Genomic DNA, 19,426 nt, shown 5'->3' with positions numbered 1-19,426 from the left:
ACTTATTTTTTATAATATTCTTCAATTTTATCAATAACAAACTTTTGCTCTTCAACGGTCAGAGTTGGATACATCGGCAAGCTCAAACAATTTCTATAGTAGGTTTCTGCATTAGGCATATCACCTTCTTTCCACCCAAATTGCTTATAATATGGCATCAAATGACAAGGTATATAATGTATCTGAGCGAAAATTTTATTTCCTCTTAAATAATTATACAAACCTAAACGATCATCAACTTCAATAACATAAAGATGATAGGCATGCCCTTCAACAATACCTGATTGCCCTTTTATAAAAGACTTTCCTTTAAAAGTTTTTTCATAAGTAGTTGCAATCTTTCTTCTTTTTTCAATACCCTCAGCTGCTCTTTGCAATTGACTTAAACCCAAAGCAGCTTGAAAATCTGTTAGTCTATAATTAAATCCGAGAGTTTGCATTTCCATATACCAAGCAGGATAAATAGTGCTTTCTGTAGCTATTGCATTTGCAAAATCTACTGAATTGGTGTAATCATCTTCATTTTTAGTAATTCCGTGCGTACGCAAAGCTAAAAGTTTTTTGTACAAGATTTCATCATTAGTAGTTATCATTCCTCCTTCTCCACAAGCAATGTGCTTTACAGGATGAAAAGAAAAAATGGCTAAATCAGCAAAATTAGAATTACCGCAATTTTGAGCTTCTTCAGTAGAATCCGAAAAAAAACCACCTGGAGCATGACAAGCATCTTCAATAATCCACAAACCATACTGGTCTGCTAATTTTCGATAGGCTTCTAAATCCACCGCTCTTCCAGCAAAATCAACAGGAATAATTCCTTTATAAGTCCCTTTTGGAGAGGCTTCTAATAAAACTCTCACTTTATTAATATCCAAAAGATAACTGTCTGGATCAATATCAGCAAAAACAACTTCTCCTCCACAATAACGAACACAATTAGCAGAAGCAGCAAAGGTGATGGGTGTAGTAATCACTTTATCTCCTTCTTTTACATCTAATGCCAATGCACATAAATGCAATGCGGCTGTACCGTTGGAAACCGCAACTGCAAAAGTACTTCCAACATATTCTGCAAAAGCTTTTTCGAATTCCAAAATTTTTGGACCTTGCGTTAAATAATCGGATTGTATTGCTGCTATAACAACATTAATATCCTCTTGTGTAATATTTTGACGACCGTAAGGTATAACTTTATCAATCATTTACTAAATATTTGAATCTACGTGTTCTTTAATTAATGCTCTCAATCCAATAACGGATTCCCATTCAGTATTAGTTCCCGAATTATAATTAAATCCTTCAGGCACTTTTACGGCACCAAAACTAGAAATAAAATCTTCTAAATTAAAATGAGGTACAGATGGCAATATTGTAAAATACTTTCCTAAATCATATGTATTATAGGAATCTGAAGACGTAATCATTTCTTCATGAATTTTTTCACCTGGTCTAATTCCAATAATATCTAACGCACATTCAGGAGCAATCGCTTCGGCAACATCAGTGATTTTATAAGAAGGTATTTTTGGTATGAATATTTCACCGCCCCAAGCGTGTTCTATAGCATGCATTACCATATCAACACCACCTTGCAGTGAAATATTAAAACGAGTCATTGTAGTGTCGGTAATTGGCAACTTCCCTTCTGCTCTCTTTTTCATAAAGAATGGAATAACAGAACCATTAGATCCCATCACATTACCGTATCGTACCACAGAGAATTTAATTGGATTAGCTCCCTTGATATTGTTTGCAGCTACAAACAATTTATCAGATGTTAATTTTGTAGCACCATACAAATTGATTGGCGCACAGGCTTTATCTGTTGATAGTGCAACTACATTACAAACGCTAGTTTGCAAAGCAGCATGAATTACATTTTGAGCCCCTCCTATATTTGTTTTTATACACTCGTCTGGATTATATTCGGCCAAATGTACATGTTTCATTGCGGCAGCATGAATCACAACATCCACACCTTGAAAAGCTCTCACCAATCGCTGTTCATCTCTAACATCTCCCAAAAGGAAACGAATTTGAGGAAATTTACTTTCAGGAAATTCCTGAGCCATTTGAAACTGCTTTTGCTCATCCCTTGACAGAATAATTAGTTTTTTAATTTTAGGGTAATTTTTAAAAATATGAGAAGTTAGTGCTTTTCCTAAAGAACCTGTTCCTCCAGTTATTAAAATTGTTTTCTTTTCAAGAATCATATTATATATATTTTTGTGAAAAATTTTTACTTATTTTACTATTAAGTATTGAAAAAAAACTTCCATAGGACAAAACTACAAAGATGTCATTTGCTTCAACAATCGCCTAACAATCAACCCGAATACCATCAAAAAACCTACCAAAAACCCTCCCATCACCAAACCTTTGGCTTTCCCAAAACGTTCTTTAGGTAAGGGCAAAATTGGTCGATCAATTACTTGTATCAAAGGCGTTTCTTTGCGGAGCGTTACTTTAGCCAGTTCGGTTTGCTTCACTAATTCAGTAAGTATAGCAGTATTCGCTTGCACATCAACCTGTCTGCGGGCGGATGGGGCGCGACGTACATTGAGTGCGGGATTCAGCATAAAGGTATTGTCATTGGCAACCGCAACTCCAGTAATAGCTCCGTTCAATTCAGCACGAATAGAATCGGTTTGGCGCTCCAAAATTTCCATATTCATGCGGGCTTTTTTGCTTTTGGTATCAACATAAAAACGTCCAACTTGCCTAGCTAATGCTTCACAAAAATAAAGAGAAAACAATTCATTAGTCGAAGCTACATCCATTGAAATAATTGAAATCTTCTTATCCTTTTGAGCCACTGACAATGAAGTCTGAGACAAATTTTGATAAATAACTCCCAAAATACTGTCGTGGACTCTGGTGAAATACTTACGTTTAGTATCAGGTAAAAATTGTATTTTGCTATATTTAGGATTGTCGTTCCAGCTCTCTCTCCATTTATTTAGCTGAATATACATTTCGGCCAAAGAAATTACTTTTCCATTTACCGTAACTGGAGTCAATAAAGTCTGCTCTACCATGGTGCGTGATTTGAACAATTCAGTCAAATTAGAGCCTGAAAATATACTGCCTCCTCCTCCGCCAAGGTCAATTCCAAATGAACTAGCTAAACCTAAAGCACCTCCTAATCCACCACCAGACGATTTTTCATCTTCTAATGCAAAAGTCAAAGTAGCAGTATAAATCGGTTTCTTAATAAAAGAATATGTCAATCCCAAAGCTGCACCCACAATTCCTGCCAATACAATAATTTTCCATTTAGACAGTAAATAAACATACCATTCTTTGACTTTTTGTAGTAACTCTTTTAAAGAAATTTCATCATTGGGTATTGGTTTTTCCATATTTTCGTTATCGCTTTCAGAAATAATAGGTCTAATGATAGCCTAATTCTGAAAATTTTTGTTTTTAAACGTTAAACTGATTTAAACTCTTAAACAATTTTAAACCCAAAAAGATTAAGGCTTCAAAGCCGTTACCAAAAGCACCCCCATACTCACCAAAACACTGGCAATACTCACCCATTCTCCAGCACTCATTTTTTTCGCTTCTGGTTTTTCTGGCACTACAATTTGTGAACCCGGAAGCACTTTTGGGCTAGTTCTAAAGAAAAGCAAAACTGAACGTGATACTGCGGCTTGACCATTTGGATAAATAATATATGCTTTTTTTCTCCAGCCTTTGGCATCTATCCCTCCGACAGCATCCAAATAATAATTGAAACCCCTTCCTTTCTTGTAGGCTATCTCAGATGTTAAAAGCACATTTCCAGCCACTTTCACCGTTTCATTGTAAGCAGAAACCACAATTTCATCTCCAGGCAATAAAGTCACATTGGAACTCCCTTTCTGATTTTTGGTTACTTTACTCCAATTTACTGGAATCGTTGCGAACTTTAGATCTTCTTTTAGTTTCTTTTCTAAATTCTTTTGAATACTGTCTTTTTTACCCAAATTAAGGCTAACATTTTCAATTTCTTCTATTTGGATCTTCTTTATTGGTCTTTTAATTTTCACTCCATTTAAACTGGCCGTGGATGTTAATCCTCCTGCTCTTTGTATAACATCATAGATTTTTTCTTTCTTACCCACCAAAACATATTTTCCCGGATAAGCAACCGAACCTGTTATTGTCACCATTTCTGGTTTGTTTGTTACAGCCATTCTTCTAATATTGACAACGTCAAAAGGCTTTAATTCAAAATTAGTGGATTGCTCATTCGATTCGGGAGTGATTTCAATATTAAACAATTCTACCTTGTTTGGATTCGTTTCATCAATTTCTTCAGTGCGGATCATTCGGGCAATCTCTACACGTTTTGAAGCAGATCCGGTTAAGCCTCCTGCTGCAACAATCAAATCGTTAAGGGTTAAATTATCCTGATAATCATATACCTCTGGATTTTTAACTTCTCCATCAATTGTTACTTTATACTCTTCCTTAAAATCTAAAATTGAATAAACAGTTATTACATCTTCTTTTTTCAATAGAATATCTGCATTTAAATCACCAGCCATTGCTTTTGATAAATCAACATTAACATTTTCATAAGTCAAATCTGCTTTCAAACGAACTATTCGTGCTCTTTTAAGATAAGCATCTTCCTTTAATCCTTCGGCTTGGCGAATCAAATCTGAAATACGCATTCCCTGATAAAAAGAATAAGTATCAGGTCTAAACACAGCTCCATTTATAATGATTCGATTTTCAAAACGATTTAAAATTTTAGAAATCCGATAAACATCTCCATTTAACGGCTGATAACTTCCATATTGCGAAGCTTGTATGTCGGCTACTTTAAATTCCTTTCCTGTTTTTTGTAAAACATTTACTGATGCTGTATAGGCAAATTCATTGAACCCAGAGGCAAAAGCTAATAAATTTGAGAAATTCTCACCTGTTTTCATTTCAAAAATACCGGGGCGCTTTACTTCTCCCTCTACTGTAACCCTATTGGTATAAGCTGGAATACGGATAACATCATTATCTTTTAATCCCACATTATCGGATTGATTTCCATTCACCAAAAAACGATAAATATCAATATTCTTATATACTGTATTATTTCTAATTAACTCAATGTTTCTGTAGCTTCCATTTTTTCCAGGTCCTCCTCCTAAAAACAAAGCATTATACACCGTTGCTAAAGAAGAAACAGAATAATTTCCTGGTTGCTTACTTCCAATAATAGTAATCTTTATGGTGCGTATGCGACTTAAGCTAACTGTAACCTGCGATTGTCCAGAGCGTACTGTACTATAAATTCTAGAAATGGCTCCTTTTATTTTTTGAGTTGCAGCTTCAATAGTCATTCCTGAAACTGAAATTTGCCCAACATATTGAATATTCACTTTTCCTTCTACAGTTACAGATACATTATCATTAAACTCCTGCACTCCATTAACACCCACTTGTAATTCATCTCCCGGCCCCAAAACATAATTAACAGGTGTAGCTAATTTTAAATTGGGCTGAAAATTCAAGGTAGGATTATCAAATAATTCTGATCCAAAAACCAGAGAATTTAAACTGTCCTTTACTTTCTTGTTTTCAATTTTTTCTTGTTTACGTTGGGTATCTTCACTATCATCTTCCGCATCTTGTGAATCTGTATCTTTTAATTTCTTTTTATTCGTTTTTTTATCCACCTCAGCTTTGGGAGCTTCTAGAAGAGACAAACGTTTTTTTAATTTAGCAAATTCTGTGGCACTCATCCCTTTAGATAAAGCCATAGACTCCGCTTGATCAATTGTTACGTTATTGCTTTGCAACTGCGTTTTTATTTTAACGATATCTCCATCCGATAAATAATCTACTTTTACTGTGCTTAAATCATTTCCTTTTAAAATATCTTGGGCTAAAATAGAGCTAGTCTGAAAAAGAGCTATAATAAGTATAATTACTGTAAGTATTTTTTTCATTTCTAATATTAATTTATTTTTTTGGGCTATGAAATTACTAAATTTAATTTCCTATATATAGTACTTGAACTCTTAGTTATTTTACAACACATCTAGTTGATATTTTAACAAATGTTTAAAATATTTATTTTTATTTTATTTATCTAACAGAAAAATCAGCACGGCTTCGCCCTTATGAGTCCCATTTTTCACTCACATTTATATTTTTCTAAGAATTCGCAAATTTATATTAAAAAAAAGATTTATACGCTCTTTTAGATTGTTCTTTTGAGGCTCAAATCTTATTAATAATAAATTAATCATTATTATTTTACAATCCCTTTTAAATAAATAACTTAAGTCAACAAAAAGATTAAACTATTTTTTTTTAACTTTAAGAATACATCCCAAAGATTCTAAAATAAGTATATAATGATTCTGTTTTATCTCTTTTACAATTGCCGATTGTGCCAAAAACGGACCCGACTCTAATATAATCTTATCACCTTGCTGCCATTTATCAACCACTACCTCAAAGACATTTGGTTCATTCAGCCAATCTTGAATAATTTTAATTTCTTTTTCTTTTACAATAGCAGGTTTTCCCAACCAAAACAAATATCGGATAGCGCCAGGCACTTCAAAAATAACATTGCGCTGTTTCTCTTCAATTTGTACAAAAATATAGGAATTAAACATTGGTACTTGTATCTTTTTTTTACGGTCTGACCATTGACTCAATTTAGTCATCAATGGACAATAGGCAATAATACCTATTTCATTCAACCGTTCCGCAACTTTCTTTTCCCATTTGGGCTTGGTATAAACTACGTACCAGTTCATTCTTTTTTAATTTTAATACAAGTAAATCTAAAATCTAAATTTTACTAAGAATATTGTTTTTCATAATAGGAAGCATAAGCTCCAGAAGTTACATTATTCAGCCAGTCTTGATTATCCAAATACCAATCAATAGTATGTTCTAAACCTTGTTCAAACGTTACAGACGGCTTCCATCCTAACTGAGTGTTTATTTTTGAAGCATCGATAGCATAACGTAAATCATGTCCTGGCCTGTCTTTCACATACGTAATTAATTGAGCAGACTCTCCATTTACTCTTCCTAATTTTTGATCCATGATTTCACATAAAACCTTAACTAAATCAATATTCTTCCATTCGTTAAAACCACCAATATTGTAGGTTTCATGATTTTTCCCATCGTGGAATACTAAGTCGATGGCAACAGCATGATCTTTTACAAACAGCCAATCTCTTGTATAATTCCCATCTCCATAAACGGGTAATGGCTTGTTATTGATAATATTATTAATAAACAGTGGAATCAATTTTTCCGGAAAATGGAAAGGACCATAATTATTAGAACAATTTGTAATTACGTAAGGCAAGCCATAGGTTTCACCGTAGGCACGAACAAAATGATCTGAACTTGCTTTGGACGCCGAATAAGGTGAATTAGGATCGTATGGAGTAGTTTCTGTAAACAAACCTTCAGCTCCAAGTGAACCATAAACTTCATCGGTACTTACATGGTAAAAACGTTTTCCATCAAAATTTCCTAACCATATTTTTTTGGCAGCATTTAACAAATTCATAGTACCAATCACATTGGTTCTCACAAAAGCCAAAGGATCTTCAATAGAACGGTCAACATGAGACTCAGCAGCCAAATGAATCACTCCATCAAACAATTGTTCTTGAAACAAATTATCAATAAAATTTTCATCGGTAATATCTCCTTTTACGAAAGTATAATTAGGTTCGTTTTCTATATCCTTGATGTTTTCTAAATTTCCAGCATAGGTCAAAGCATCCAAATTAAAAATTTGGTAATTTGGATAATTATTCACAAATCGTCTTACAACATGTGAACCAATAAAACCAGCTCCTCCTGTAATAAGTATTTTTTTCATAATTTAATGCTTTTTAAATTTTAACTTAAACTTTGTATTTAAAGCTTCTTCTATTTAGTTTTATAAATCTAATCTATCACAATCTACCATCTACCTTATCAACCAGAATCCCCTTAACATCATAAAGCACACTATTCTCTTTTCTTAGTAAATTGATGTTTAAATTTAAAAACTCTTCATGGGCAACACCCAAAACTACAGCATCAAAAACCGCATCAGGCTTTTCATTTATGGTTTTTAGCCCATATTCATGATTCACTTCAGCTGGATTAGCCCATGGATCAAAAATAGTAATCTGAATTCCATAATCTTCCAATGCTTTTATTACATCCACAATTTTAGTATTACGAACATCTGGACAATTTTCTTTAAAGGTAATGCCTAACATCAATAAACTAGCACCATTGATCGAAATCCCACTTTTAATCATAAGCTTCACTACCTGAGAAGCAACATATTCGCCCATACTGTCATTTAAACGGCGACCTGCTAATATAATTTCAGGATGATACCCTTTTTCTTGGGCTTTTTGTGCTAAATAGTATGGATCTACCCCTATGCAATGCCCGCCTACTAAACCAGGCTTAAAAGGTAAAAAATTCCATTTGGTACCCGCTGCTTTAAGTACAGCTGTTGTGTCGATATCCAAAAGGTTGAAAATTTTTGCTAATTCATTGACAAAAGCGATATTAATATCCCGCTGTGAATTCTCGATTACCTTAGCCGCTTCTGCTACTTTTATCGAAGGAGCAAGATGCGTTCCGGCAATAATTACGGATTGATACAAATTGTCTACTTTTTGCCCAATTTCTGGTGTAGAACCTGAAGTAATTTTTAATATTTTATCAACGGTATGCTCTTTATCCCCTGGATTAATCCGTTCAGGAGAATATCCTGCAAAAAAATCTACATTAAATTGTAATCCCGAAACTTTTTCTAAGACTGGTACACATTCCTCTTCTGTAACTCCCGGATAAACTGTAGACTCATAAATAACAATATCTCCTTTTTTTAAAACAGAACCAACTGTTTCACTAGACTTGTATAAAGGAGTCAAATCAGGCCGATTATTTTTATCAACAGGTGTTGGAACTGTAACAATAAAATAATTACAGTCTGCAATATCTTTTACTTCTGAAGAACAAAATAGTCCGATTTTATGACTTCCATTTTGAACTAATACGCTTTGCAAAGTTTCACTATCAACCTCTAGAGTACTATCTATTCCCGATTGCAATGCTTTAACTCTTGACAGATTAATATCAAAACCTACAACTGGAAATTGGGTAGCAAACAATCTAGCTAAAGGCAAACCAACATAACCCAAACCTATTACTGCAATTTTTATGTCTTTATTCAACTTCTTGTATATTGTTGGCTTTTAAATTCCAATTATAAAATAGATTAAAAGAATAACATTTTAACAATTAAAATACTATTTTCCTCTAAATAGAGGAGACAAAGATACTAAAAATAAGCAACCAATTTTGCCAAAAAAAACACCATTAAAGCCAAAAAAAAAGATTTTTACTTACTAAAAGCTTAAGAACCTAATAGTCAGTAAAAATCTTTTTTTTTAAAATCATTAATAAAAGTAAAAAATAACTAGTTTTAGTGAATAGCCTTAGGGTAAGAAAAATATTATTTAAAGCCTCTTTTTACCAAAAACAATAAAGTTATGAGCCTATAGCCTGATATATAAAACCAATTTTTTCTAATGCCCCTTTATCTAATATATTTCTACCATCAAAAACAAAAGCAGGCTTTTGCATACTGTCATATATTTTTTGCCAATCGTAGCCTATAAATTCATCCCACTCTGTGAGTACTGCAATGGCATGAGCATCTTTACAAGACCGATATGGATCATCAAAAGTAATAATGCTATTACTATTTTCTTCCGAACTTCTAGTTCCTAAATAATTTAAATCCGCTAATATTTTCTTTCTCGGAACCTTAGGATCATAAACCACAATTTTTGCTTGCTCATTAATCAAATCATCAGCTACATATATCGCTGCAGATTCCCTAGTATCATTGGTGTCTTTCTTAAATGCCCAACCCAAAAAAGTAATTCTTTTATCTGCAACTGTGTTATAAAGTGTTTGCACAATATTATTTGAAAAACGACGCTTTTGATGGTCATTTATAATGATTACCTGTTCCCAATAATCGGCCACTTCATTTAATCCGTATGATTTTGCAATATAAACCAAATTCAAAATATCTTTCTGAAAACAAGAACCGCCAAATCCTACCGAAGCTTTAAGAAATTTTGACCCGATTCTGCTGTCCATTCCAATTGCTCTAGCTACTTCATTAACATCGGCACCCGTTTTTTCACATAACTCCGACATCGCATTGATAGACGATATTCTTTGTGCCAAAAAAGCATTTGCGGTTAATTTTGACAGCTCTGATGACCAGACATTTGTCGTCAATATTTTCTCTGGACTAACCCAATTAGAATACACATCAACCAAAGATCGAATTGCTTCTTCTCCTTCAGCTGAAGTATCCCCTCCAATTAATATTCTGTCTGGATTCAACAAATCCTCAACAGCAGTTCCCTCTGCTAAAAACTCAGGATTTGAAAGTATTTGAAACTGAACTCCATTTCCTGTTGTATCGAGAATACTCTTAATAGCTTCAGCAGTGCGAACGGGCAAAGTTGATTTTTCAACAACAATCTTATTGTCTTTAGCTACTTTTGCAATTTGCCTTGCACACAATTCAATATATTTCAAATCAGCCGCCATTCCTTTTCCTTTACCATACGTTTTAGTAGGCGTATTCACAGATATAAAAATGATTTGAGCTTCATTTATTGCCTTGTCAACTTCCGTTGAAAAAAACAAATTTCTTCCTCTGGCTTCAGCAACAATAGCATCCAAACCAGGCTCATAAATTGGAATATTGTCCGTATTTTCATCATTCCATGCAGCAATTCTATCTGAATTCAAATCTACAACTGTTACTTGAATGTGAGGGCATTTTTGCGCAATAACAGCCATAGTCGGACCACCAACATATCCAGCCCCAATACAGCAAATTTTTGTAATTTTCATATTATCATCTTTATCTTCTATCCTTTATTTCTGCTAAGATTCTCCCAATACCAATTCACGGCTTCCTTCAAACCTTCTTGCAAGGAAAATTTAGGATTGTATCCTAAAATTGATTTGGCTTTATCGATACTGGCTAATGAATGAGGAATATCTCCAGCTCTATTAGAGCCATATTCAATTTTTATTTTTGCAATCTCAGAATCATATTCGGTTAAAAATGTTTTCAAGTAACCGACCAAATCATTCAATGTATTGCGATCTCCATAAGCTGTATTATAAACTGTATTTATTGCTTCTGGATTTTCTGTTGTCATTGCCAACTCATTCATTTGAATCACATTATCGATATACGTAAAATCCCGTGAATAATTCCCATCACCATTTATTTTTGGACTTTCATGCTGCATTAATTGCATTACAAACTTTGGAATTACTGCCGCATAAGCCCCATTAGGATCTTGTTTCCTCCCGAAAACATTAAAATAACGCAAACCAATAGTTTCCAACCCATAAGTTCTGCTGAAAATTTCAGCATACAGCTCGTTTACATATTTTGTAATAGCATAAGGAGAAAGCGGTTTTCCTATAACTTCTTCGACTTTTGGCAAACCCAAAGAATCTCCATACGTTGAAGAACTTGCTGCGTAAACAAATCGTTTAACATTAGCATCTCTTGCGGCTACTAACATATTCAAAAAACCAGAAACATTAACGTCATTTGTCGTTATCGGATCATTTATTGATCTTGGAACCGAGCCTAATGCTGCCTGATGCAAAACATAATCAACCCCTTGTACGGCTTGATGGCAGGTTTCTAAATTCCGTATATCGCCTTCAATCAAATAGAAATTATCATTATTAAGAAAATCTTCCAAATTATATCGATGACCAGTTGCAAAATTATCTAGACAAACTACATTGTAATTTTTGGATAAAAAATACTCGCATAAATTAGACCCAATAAATCCTGCCCCTCCAGTAATTAGAATTGTATTTCTATTATTTTCAGTCATTACATTATTATTTTTAATTGTAAGCTATTTCTTTTTCTTAATCCCAATTTTCTCTATTAAACTTTTTTTCTTTTCAACTTCATGATAACCATTTGAATAATTACTATTACCGTAGCCATAGCCATAACCATAGCCTCCTCCATACTTAGCTTTATTTTCGAATCCATTCAAAATGATACTTGTATTATGAAGTTCGCCTCGGCTAATCCTATTATTCAACAAAGTTATCATCTCTTTTTTTGTAAAATTTTGCCTTACAATATATAAAGTAACATCACAATATTGTGTCAGTTCAAGTGAATCGGCTACTAAACCAATTGGAGGTGTATCAAGAATAATATAATCATACTTGCTTTTAAGCTCATCCATCAATTCTTTCATCCCATCATTCAAAATTAACTCAGACGGATTAGGAGGTACTGGCCCAGACAATATCACATCTAGAAATGGAATTGAAGTCTGATATACAATTTCACTCAAACTTTTATCTTTAATCAAATAATTGACAACTCCCACAGAATTATCCAAATTAAATTCATCAAATAGTTTCGGCTTTCTCAAATCCATCCCAACAATTACAGTCTTTTTTTCGCTTAAGGCAAATACAGTTGCTATATTTATAGAACAAAAAGTCTTCCCTTCGCCACTAATTGATGATGTTATCATGAGAGTTTTGGCTCCTTCAACATTATTCTTTTTGTATAAAAACTGAAGAGATGACCGAATCGCTCTAAAGGATTCAGATAATGGTGATTTTGGTTTATCAAAAACAGCTAGATTGTTTTTATCCGGATCAACCCCAACAATACCAATTAAAGGAATAGATGTCAATTTGCTGACATCCTCAGGATTGTAAATAGTATTATTTACAAAAAAAAGAATTGTAATTACCAGCAACGGCAACAGTAATCCAAGAAATAATGCCAAGATGTAATTCACTCCTGTTTTAGGGCCTATAAGTCCGCCGCCAACATCTTTTGCAGGATCAATAAAATGAATATCGGATAGATTGGCCGCTTTTACAATATCTGCTTCACTTCTTTTTTGCAAAAAAGTACTATAGATATTATCATTCAAATCGTATTTCCTTTTAATCTTAATTAACTCTTGCTGATCATCCGGAAGGTTCTTGATTTTACTTTCTGTCTGATTAATTTTACTTTCAACTATTGCTAAATCATATTGCAAAGATGCCTTAGCAGTATTAATGTTTTCTAATAAAACATTCTTAACGGCTTCCATTTGATTGTCAAAATCCCGAAATATTTTTTCACTTTTTACTGCATAAGCCATTTCCGATCTTTGAGTAGAAAGTGCTATTAGCTTAGATACATTGACAACAATATTTGGATCTTCAATTCCTGCAACCGAGGGAGCCGGAAGTTTTGAATAATCCACACTATTTTTTAAATACGTTTTTAAAGAATTATAATAAGTTATTTTTCTGTTTACTGCATCCTTCTCTACATCGAAATCAAGAATTTTATCCGAAAACTTAGCTCCTCCATTTCCTTCAACTTCAAAAATATTTTTACCTTTTCTAAAAGACTTTAGCTCATCTCCCGTTTTTTTTAATTGAGATTCCATTGCAACAAGCGTACTGTCAATGAAATTAATAGTATTAGTTGCAAACAGATTTTTATTATCTAATTGCCTTTTCATCAGCATCTTCACCGTAGAATTAAGATACTCAACCATCCTGGCTTTATTCGTGCCTTGCATTCCCAAAGTGATTATCGAACTCCCTTTATCATCAGCTCTAACATTCAGATTTCTATAAGCCGAAACAGTTCCATTGAAGTCATTAAATCGAACAAAGTATTCATTCCCTTTATAAAGCCCTGGGTTGTCATTTATTTGCAGTTTCCAATTCAAAAAAGGCAAGGACACTTGTTCTCCAACTTTGTACTTTTTAATAAACTCTCCTTCAACAACAGAAGTATTGGCATAACTATTATCTGAATAATGAATTACAGAAACTGAAGATCCTTCGAAAAGTATTTTTATTTGATATTCATTTTCACTTACAAATTTTATTCCGATTAGAGTTCCTGCTAATTGCCCTTGCATTTTATCAATATCAACATGAAATGGAACTGCACCGTAAGCATCAATAAGATTATACTTACCCTGAACCAGATAATCAATATAAAATTGCAGTTTATCAACAACTAACTCATTATGAGAACGAGATTGTAATGTTGTTAAAATAGTCTGGATCTGATCTGAAGCACCACCCCAATTAAAAACCAGATTAGTGCTTGAGGTAAAAAGAGGATTGGTTTCTTCTTTGGCCGAAATTAAAGTTTCAATACTGTAAATTTTTTCTTTGCGTATATTAACCTGATAAGCTACCATTAAGGCAAAAAATACAGATATTAAAAACCATTTCCAATAGCTTAATATTTTAAGTAAAAATCCCTTAAAATCAAAACTTGGAACATTTTCAAAAACTGCAAAATCTTTAATATCTAACATATTTTGGGGATTGATTTTTATTTTTTAAGCAATAAATAAGTGGTAGAAACTAAAGATAATAGTGTAATAATCGTTGTCAAAGATTGAATTCCCGTACTGCCTGTACCCCATGTTTTTTGCTTGAGTGGTTTTACATAAATATAGTCATTTGGCTGTAAAAAATAATAGGGTGAATTCATGACATTGATATTGGTCAAATCGAGGTCTTTCATTTCGGTACCATTGGGAGTTTGCCTAATAATAGTTACTGATTTTCTATCCCCTGTAATACTTATATCTCCAGCATTAGCAACGGCCTCCATTATATTTACTTTTTCCTGAAAAAGTGTTTTTGTTCCTGTACTACCCACCTCTCCATTTATTGTATAACGAAAACCTGCTAATTTTACCACTACAAAAATACTGGCATCATCTTTAAAATATTCAGCTAACAATTGTTTTTCAATACTGATACGAACTTCTTCCAAAGTAAACCCCATCACGTTCATCTCTCCCAAAACAGGAATTCGAATATTCCCATGATCATCTACTGTAAAGCCGTCAAAATACAGTCCTGATTCTGATTGGCTTGATGGAGAACCACTGGCAGTTGGGTTGAAAATAGTTACTAGTTTTGGATCTGAAGCTTTAATAGTAATACTCAATACATCATGCGTTTGCAGACGATATGGTTTAGACTCAACCATTGTAATTGCATTTTCATTTGAAGAATTGTCCTTTTTCTGAAGGTAAACCAAATCTTTTACTGGTATACAGGATGTAAATAATACACTGATAAATAAAAAAAGATAGACTAAGTGCTTGTTCATTCGTGTTTATTTAATAACAAATATAGTTTTTAGATTACTATTTAAAAAGACATAATACTTAATAAACAGTTTAATTGATTTTTAATGATTTCTCAAAAGGAACTCTTTGCAAGATACTTCTGCCTAGAGTAACTTCATCAGCGTACTCTAATTCATCCCCAACAGCAATACCTCTTGCAATTGTTGAAACTACTATAGGTAAATCAGCGATTTGCTTATAGATGTAAAAATTCGTTGTATCTCCTTCCATAGTAGAGCTTAACGCAAAAATAATCTCTGTGATTTGTCCCAACTTGGCTTTTTCTACCAATGTAGTAATAGTAAGCTGACTTGGACCTACTCCGTCAATTGGTGAAATTTTCCCTCCCAAGACATGGTAAATCCCTCTAAACTGCCCTGTGTTTTCGATAGCCATTACATCCCGAATATCCTCAACAACACATATAATCTGATGATTACGGCTTGGATTACTACAAATTTCACAAACTTCTCTATCCGATATATTATGACAGCTTTTGCAATACTTAATTTCTTCCCGCATTGTAACCAATGCTTGTGCCAAAAAAGCGGCTTGTTCTTTGGGCTGTTTTAAAATATGCAAAACCAGCCGTAAAGCGGTTCTCTTACCAATTCCTGGCAATTGAGACATTTCATTAACTGCTTTTTCTATTAATTTTGAAGAAAATTCCATGGGTACAAAAGTAAGCAATTTGACAAACTGTCATTTAGAAAATCAAACCTATTTTGATGACAATGTCTATTTAAATAAACAAATTCAATTTTAATAAAAAAGCAAATTATTTCAATTTAAAACTATTGATTGTTATGCGCTATCACAGATGAAAGCTGTATTCCACATCTTTTTGCGCAGATATATCGAACAACTGAACACGAATAAAACGAACTGACGAAGTAAACAGAACCAATTAATATTTATTTAATGTCAATAAAACTAATGTACAGGCTGCTTCAAACTTTATATTGTTTAATTCTAACAACTGATAAAACTCTGGGTTCTCAGTGCCTGGATTAAATAAAACACGTTTGGGTTTGACTTCTACGATATAATTATAATAATCTCTTTGACGCGCAGGGTTTATATATAACGAAATGGTATCGATATTTTTGACTGGAATTGCTTTTGTATTTATTTTTATACCCCCAACCTCTCCTGTATTTTGTCCTAATGCAAGAACTGAATGCCCTTTGGCTACAAGCATTTCAATTGCTTTAAAAGCTGCCTTTTCTGGCTTTGTAGTAGCACCAATAATTAATGTTTTTTTATTTTTTGTCATTGTAAATCTTTATGAAGTGCAAAAGTAATCAAAAACCAGTAAGTGCTAACTAAATAGTTGTTTTAAACCCGCATTCTGCGTTAGAAATTTGATGTACTATTGATTGCGATCAAAACACCTTCGTTTTTACAGTTTTTTTCAATTTTCATTACCCTTTATTGAAGCAAACAATAATCTAACGCTATTTTAAACTTAGTTATAGGGAAAATCGTAATTTTACAATCAAAAAATCAAGACTGGATGGATTTATTTATTTACTTATTTGTTGCTTTATTTTCTGTATTAAATCCTATTGGAACCGTTCCGATCTTTGTAGGTCTGACACAAGGTGATTCCAAACAAGAATGTTCAAGAATTTCATTATGGACTTCTATAAATGTGTTTCTGATCCTTATAATCTCATTTTTTATAGGAAAATATGTTTTAAGCTTTTTTGGGATTAGTATTGATTCCCTAAGAATTGCGGGAGGTCTAATTATTGTAAGCTCGGGATTTTCTTTACTTTCGGGTAAATTCAATAAAAAGCGAGGTATCAATAAAAAGATAGAAACCGATGCTCAAAAACGAAATGATATTGCTTTAACCCCCTTGGCGATTCCCATGCTGGCTGGACCAGGTTCTATTTCTCTATTAATTGCTTTTTATCAGGAACATCATGCTGCTAACGAACTTATAATTGCCAGTCTGGCTATATTGGCAATCGCTGTTGCAATTTTTATTATTTTGAGAAGTGCTCATTATTTAGCTCAAATTCTAGGAGCATCAGGTATTGTTGCGATATCAAGAATTGTAGGATTTATAGTTGTCGCAATTGGCATTCAATATATTGTTAGCGCACTAATCAATATTATTAAAAGCAATTTGATGTAATAAATATACAATAAAAAATCCCAAATTCCAATAACATTAGAATTTGGGATTTTGATTTTTGGACTATATCTTTACTCTCTTGGCAAAAAGATCTCTGCCATCATACAACGGGCACTTCCTCCACCGCAGGCTTCAATTGTATCCAAATTTGAACTCAAAATTGTTACATGCTCTTCTAATTGTGCAATTTGTTTTTTGGTCAGACTTTGATGTGCCGAAGCACTCATTACCAAATACCTTCTGTCGTCCGCACCTTTTACTTCGAGCATATTACCAGCAAAATTATTCACTTGTTCTTCAGTAATCAAAATAATTTCTTTTTCGTCTCCCTTAATGCTATCAAGAACCATTTTTCGCTCTTTTTTATCATCAATAGAATCTGCACAAATAACAGCAAATGTATCTCCAAGACACATCATGACATTGGTATGATAAATTAATTTACGCTCTTTATTAACCGTCTGAAAAGCTTCAAAGATTACAGGCGTAAATTCAAAATCTTCACAAAATTCAATAAATAATTCTTCATCCGCTCTTGGAGAAAGAGCACAATAAGCTTTGCCATTTTCTCTATCCAATAATAAGCTTCCTGTTCCCTCTAAGAAAAAGCCATCTTCTTCTGCAGATGTATAATCCATAATATTATTGATTACAAATCCTTTTTCTTCCAAAATATCCAAAATATCCTCACGGCGTTCTAAGCGACGGTTCTCTGCAAACATCGGATAAAGTGCTACATCCCCATTCTCATGAAAAGAAATCCAATTATTTGGAAAAATACTGTCTGGAGTGTCTGCATTTTCTAAATCATCCACTACTATTACATCTACCCCAACCGCACGAAGTTTTTCAACAAAAACATCAAATTCCTGTTGTGCTTTTGCATTTACTGTAGCCGGCAAAAGACCATCTAAAACTTTTTGATAATAATTATTCACTGCCGTTTGCTCATTCATACGGAAAGCAACTGGCCGAATCATCAAAATGGAGTTTGTTGTTTGTGTCATATTCTTATTGTTTTATTGTTTCAAAAGTATTGTTTAAAGTTAAACAATATAAGCTCAAAACACACTATTAATCTCTTATTAATGGCAGAGTAGAACATCTTAATAATCCTTCTTGCTTAGCAATTTCGGCATACGGAATTTCTTCTACTATGAACCCATTGGCACGTAGCCAATTATTTAATCTTGTGAAATTTTTCTCAGAAACAATCACATTAGTGTCTATTGAAAACACATTAGAATTCATATTATACATCTCTTCTCTTGTAATATGAAACAAATTCTCTTTACCGAAAAGATCAACTAAAAACATATAATCTGCTTCTTCTCTAAATCCTCTTTTATAAATAATTCCTTTATCTTTCCCAACTGGCTGAAAACAGCAGTCCAAGTGCAATGCATTATCACGTGCTTCAATTCTGGATTTTACTAAATCAAATTCTTTTACGCTTTTATTTGGAAATAATTCTTTTAAAAAATTAACACCCTGCATATTAGTTCTTGCAGTAATATAACTTGCATAATCACTTCCTTTATAAGTTCCAACAAAAATATAATCGTTCCAAAGCATTACATCTCCTCCCTCTATATGAACTTCTTCTGGTGGTCGAATTACATTTGCAGGATTTATTTGATCTATCACATATTGAATAGCATCGAGTTCTCTTTCTCGGTCTGGCAAAATATTTGATTTAATAAATAAATCATCAATCACAAAACCAATATCCCTTGCAAATATCTGATTGTAATTTTCAATCATTTCCGGGCGTAAAACAGTTACTCCATATTTTTTAAAAACAGAATTAAAAGCTTCCATTTCAACAACCATATCAGCTTCAATTGGATAAGTATTGGCTAAAATATGTTCTAACGATTTAGGATCATAAGCTTCATCAATTTTTGGAGTTGGTCCATTATTCACTGCCGAACCTAATACTACCGCCCTTAATCTTGAAGTTTCATTCTTAACATTTAATTTAAGCATTGTTATAAATTTTGCCAAAGATAAAAAAAAAGCTCCACTAGTAAAGTGAAGC

General features: G+C 33.0%; 16 protein-coding genes. 1 reads left to right on the top strand and 15 read right to left on the bottom strand.

The features are described from left to right. Window positions 1–2 precede the first annotated feature (2 nt). The 13 genes from pseC to CLU83_RS20685 all read right to left on the bottom strand — a co-directional run bounded on the left by pseC (window position 3) and on the right by CLU83_RS20685 (window position 16,515). Window positions 3–1,202: a UDP-4-amino-4,6-dideoxy-N-acetyl-beta-L-altrosamine transaminase gene (pseC, locus tag CLU83_RS20745; protein ID WP_100433353.1), complete on the bottom strand. Its 1,200-nt coding sequence runs from the start codon at window positions 1,200–1,202 to the stop codon at window positions 3–5. 3 nt (window positions 1,203–1,205) lie between these two features. Then, complete coding sequence (gene pseB, locus CLU83_RS20740; RefSeq protein ID WP_369828786.1) at window positions 1,206–2,213, bottom strand: UDP-N-acetylglucosamine 4,6-dehydratase (inverting); 1,008 nt, start codon at window positions 2,211–2,213, stop codon at window positions 1,206–1,208. A 75-nt stretch (window positions 2,214–2,288) separates the two neighbouring features. Further along, window positions 2,289–3,362 carry a Wzz/FepE/Etk N-terminal domain-containing protein gene (locus CLU83_RS20735; protein ID WP_100433352.1) on the bottom strand — a complete coding sequence of 358 codons (1,074 nt, stop codon included), beginning with the start codon at window positions 3,360–3,362 and terminating at the stop codon, window positions 2,289–2,291. Window positions 3,363–3,476: 114 nt separating this feature from the next. Continuing rightward, entirely contained in the window at window positions 3,477–5,939 is a 2,463-nt protein-coding gene (locus tag CLU83_RS20730; protein ID WP_100433351.1) for an SLBB domain-containing protein, read from the bottom strand. Window positions 5,940–6,296: 357 nt separating this feature from the next. Beyond that, window positions 6,297–6,761 carry a UpxY family transcription antiterminator gene (locus CLU83_RS20725; RefSeq protein WP_100433350.1) on the bottom strand — a complete coding sequence of 155 codons (465 nt, stop codon included), beginning with the start codon at window positions 6,759–6,761 and terminating at the stop codon, window positions 6,297–6,299. Between the two features lie 44 nt (window positions 6,762–6,805). Continuing rightward, entirely contained in the window at window positions 6,806–7,852 is a 1,047-nt protein-coding gene (gene rfbB, locus CLU83_RS20720; RefSeq protein WP_100433349.1) for a dTDP-glucose 4,6-dehydratase, read from the bottom strand. A 76-nt stretch (window positions 7,853–7,928) separates the two neighbouring features. Continuing rightward, the gene (locus CLU83_RS20715) at window positions 7,929–9,212 is read right to left on the bottom strand and encodes a nucleotide sugar dehydrogenase (protein WP_198512320.1); all 1,284 of its coding nucleotides are present in this window, start codon (window positions 9,210–9,212) and stop codon (window positions 7,929–7,931) included. A gap of 316 nt (window positions 9,213–9,528) precedes the next feature. Continuing rightward, a complete protein-coding gene (locus CLU83_RS20710) occupies window positions 9,529–10,920 on the bottom strand; it encodes a UDP-glucose 6-dehydrogenase (RefSeq protein ID WP_100433348.1) in 1,392 nt (463 codons plus the stop codon). A 17-nt stretch (window positions 10,921–10,937) separates the two neighbouring features. Continuing rightward, entirely contained in the window at window positions 10,938–11,933 is a 996-nt protein-coding gene (locus CLU83_RS20705) for an SDR family oxidoreductase (RefSeq protein ID WP_100433347.1), read from the bottom strand. A gap of 24 nt (window positions 11,934–11,957) precedes the next feature. After that, the gene (locus CLU83_RS20700; RefSeq protein ID WP_100433346.1) at window positions 11,958–14,411 is read right to left on the bottom strand and encodes a polysaccharide biosynthesis tyrosine autokinase; all 2,454 of its coding nucleotides are present in this window, start codon (window positions 14,409–14,411) and stop codon (window positions 11,958–11,960) included. A gap of 17 nt (window positions 14,412–14,428) precedes the next feature. Continuing rightward, a complete protein-coding gene (locus CLU83_RS20695) occupies window positions 14,429–15,220 on the bottom strand; it encodes a polysaccharide biosynthesis/export family protein (protein ID WP_100433345.1) in 792 nt (263 codons plus the stop codon). A gap of 70 nt (window positions 15,221–15,290) precedes the next feature. Beyond that, entirely contained in the window at window positions 15,291–15,911 is a 621-nt protein-coding gene (gene recR, locus CLU83_RS20690) for a recombination mediator RecR (RefSeq protein WP_100433344.1), read from the bottom strand. A 235-nt stretch (window positions 15,912–16,146) separates the two neighbouring features. Then, window positions 16,147–16,515, bottom strand: a complete 369-nt coding sequence (locus CLU83_RS20685) for a CoA-binding protein (RefSeq protein ID WP_100433343.1) — start codon at window positions 16,513–16,515, stop codon at window positions 16,147–16,149. 240 nt (window positions 16,516–16,755) lie between these two features. Here CLU83_RS20685 and CLU83_RS20680 point away from each other — a divergent pair, with 240 nt between their 5' ends. Then, on the top strand, window positions 16,756–17,385 hold the full coding sequence (locus CLU83_RS20680) for a MarC family NAAT transporter (RefSeq protein ID WP_100433342.1): 630 nt from the start codon (window positions 16,756–16,758) through the stop codon (window positions 17,383–17,385). A 71-nt stretch (window positions 17,386–17,456) separates the two neighbouring features. Here the strand turns inward: CLU83_RS20680 and ctlX are convergent, their stop codons facing one another. Together ctlX and CLU83_RS20670 are read right to left on the bottom strand one after the other, a co-directional pair. Beyond that, the gene (gene ctlX / locus CLU83_RS20675; RefSeq protein ID WP_100433341.1) at window positions 17,457–18,392 is read right to left on the bottom strand and encodes a citrulline utilization hydrolase CtlX; all 936 of its coding nucleotides are present in this window, start codon (window positions 18,390–18,392) and stop codon (window positions 17,457–17,459) included. 67 nt (window positions 18,393–18,459) lie between these two features. Further along, window positions 18,460–19,374, bottom strand: a complete 915-nt coding sequence (locus CLU83_RS20670) for a dimethylarginine dimethylaminohydrolase family protein (RefSeq protein ID WP_100433340.1) — start codon at window positions 19,372–19,374, stop codon at window positions 18,460–18,462. Window positions 19,375–19,426: the final 52 nt, after the last annotated feature.

This window comes from Flavobacterium sp. 1 (genome assembly GCF_002797935.1).
Classification (GTDB): domain Bacteria; phylum Bacteroidota; class Bacteroidia; order Flavobacteriales; family Flavobacteriaceae; genus Flavobacterium.
Note: the sequence above shows the minus strand (reverse complement) of the source record. Positions and strands in the feature narration are given on the sequence as shown.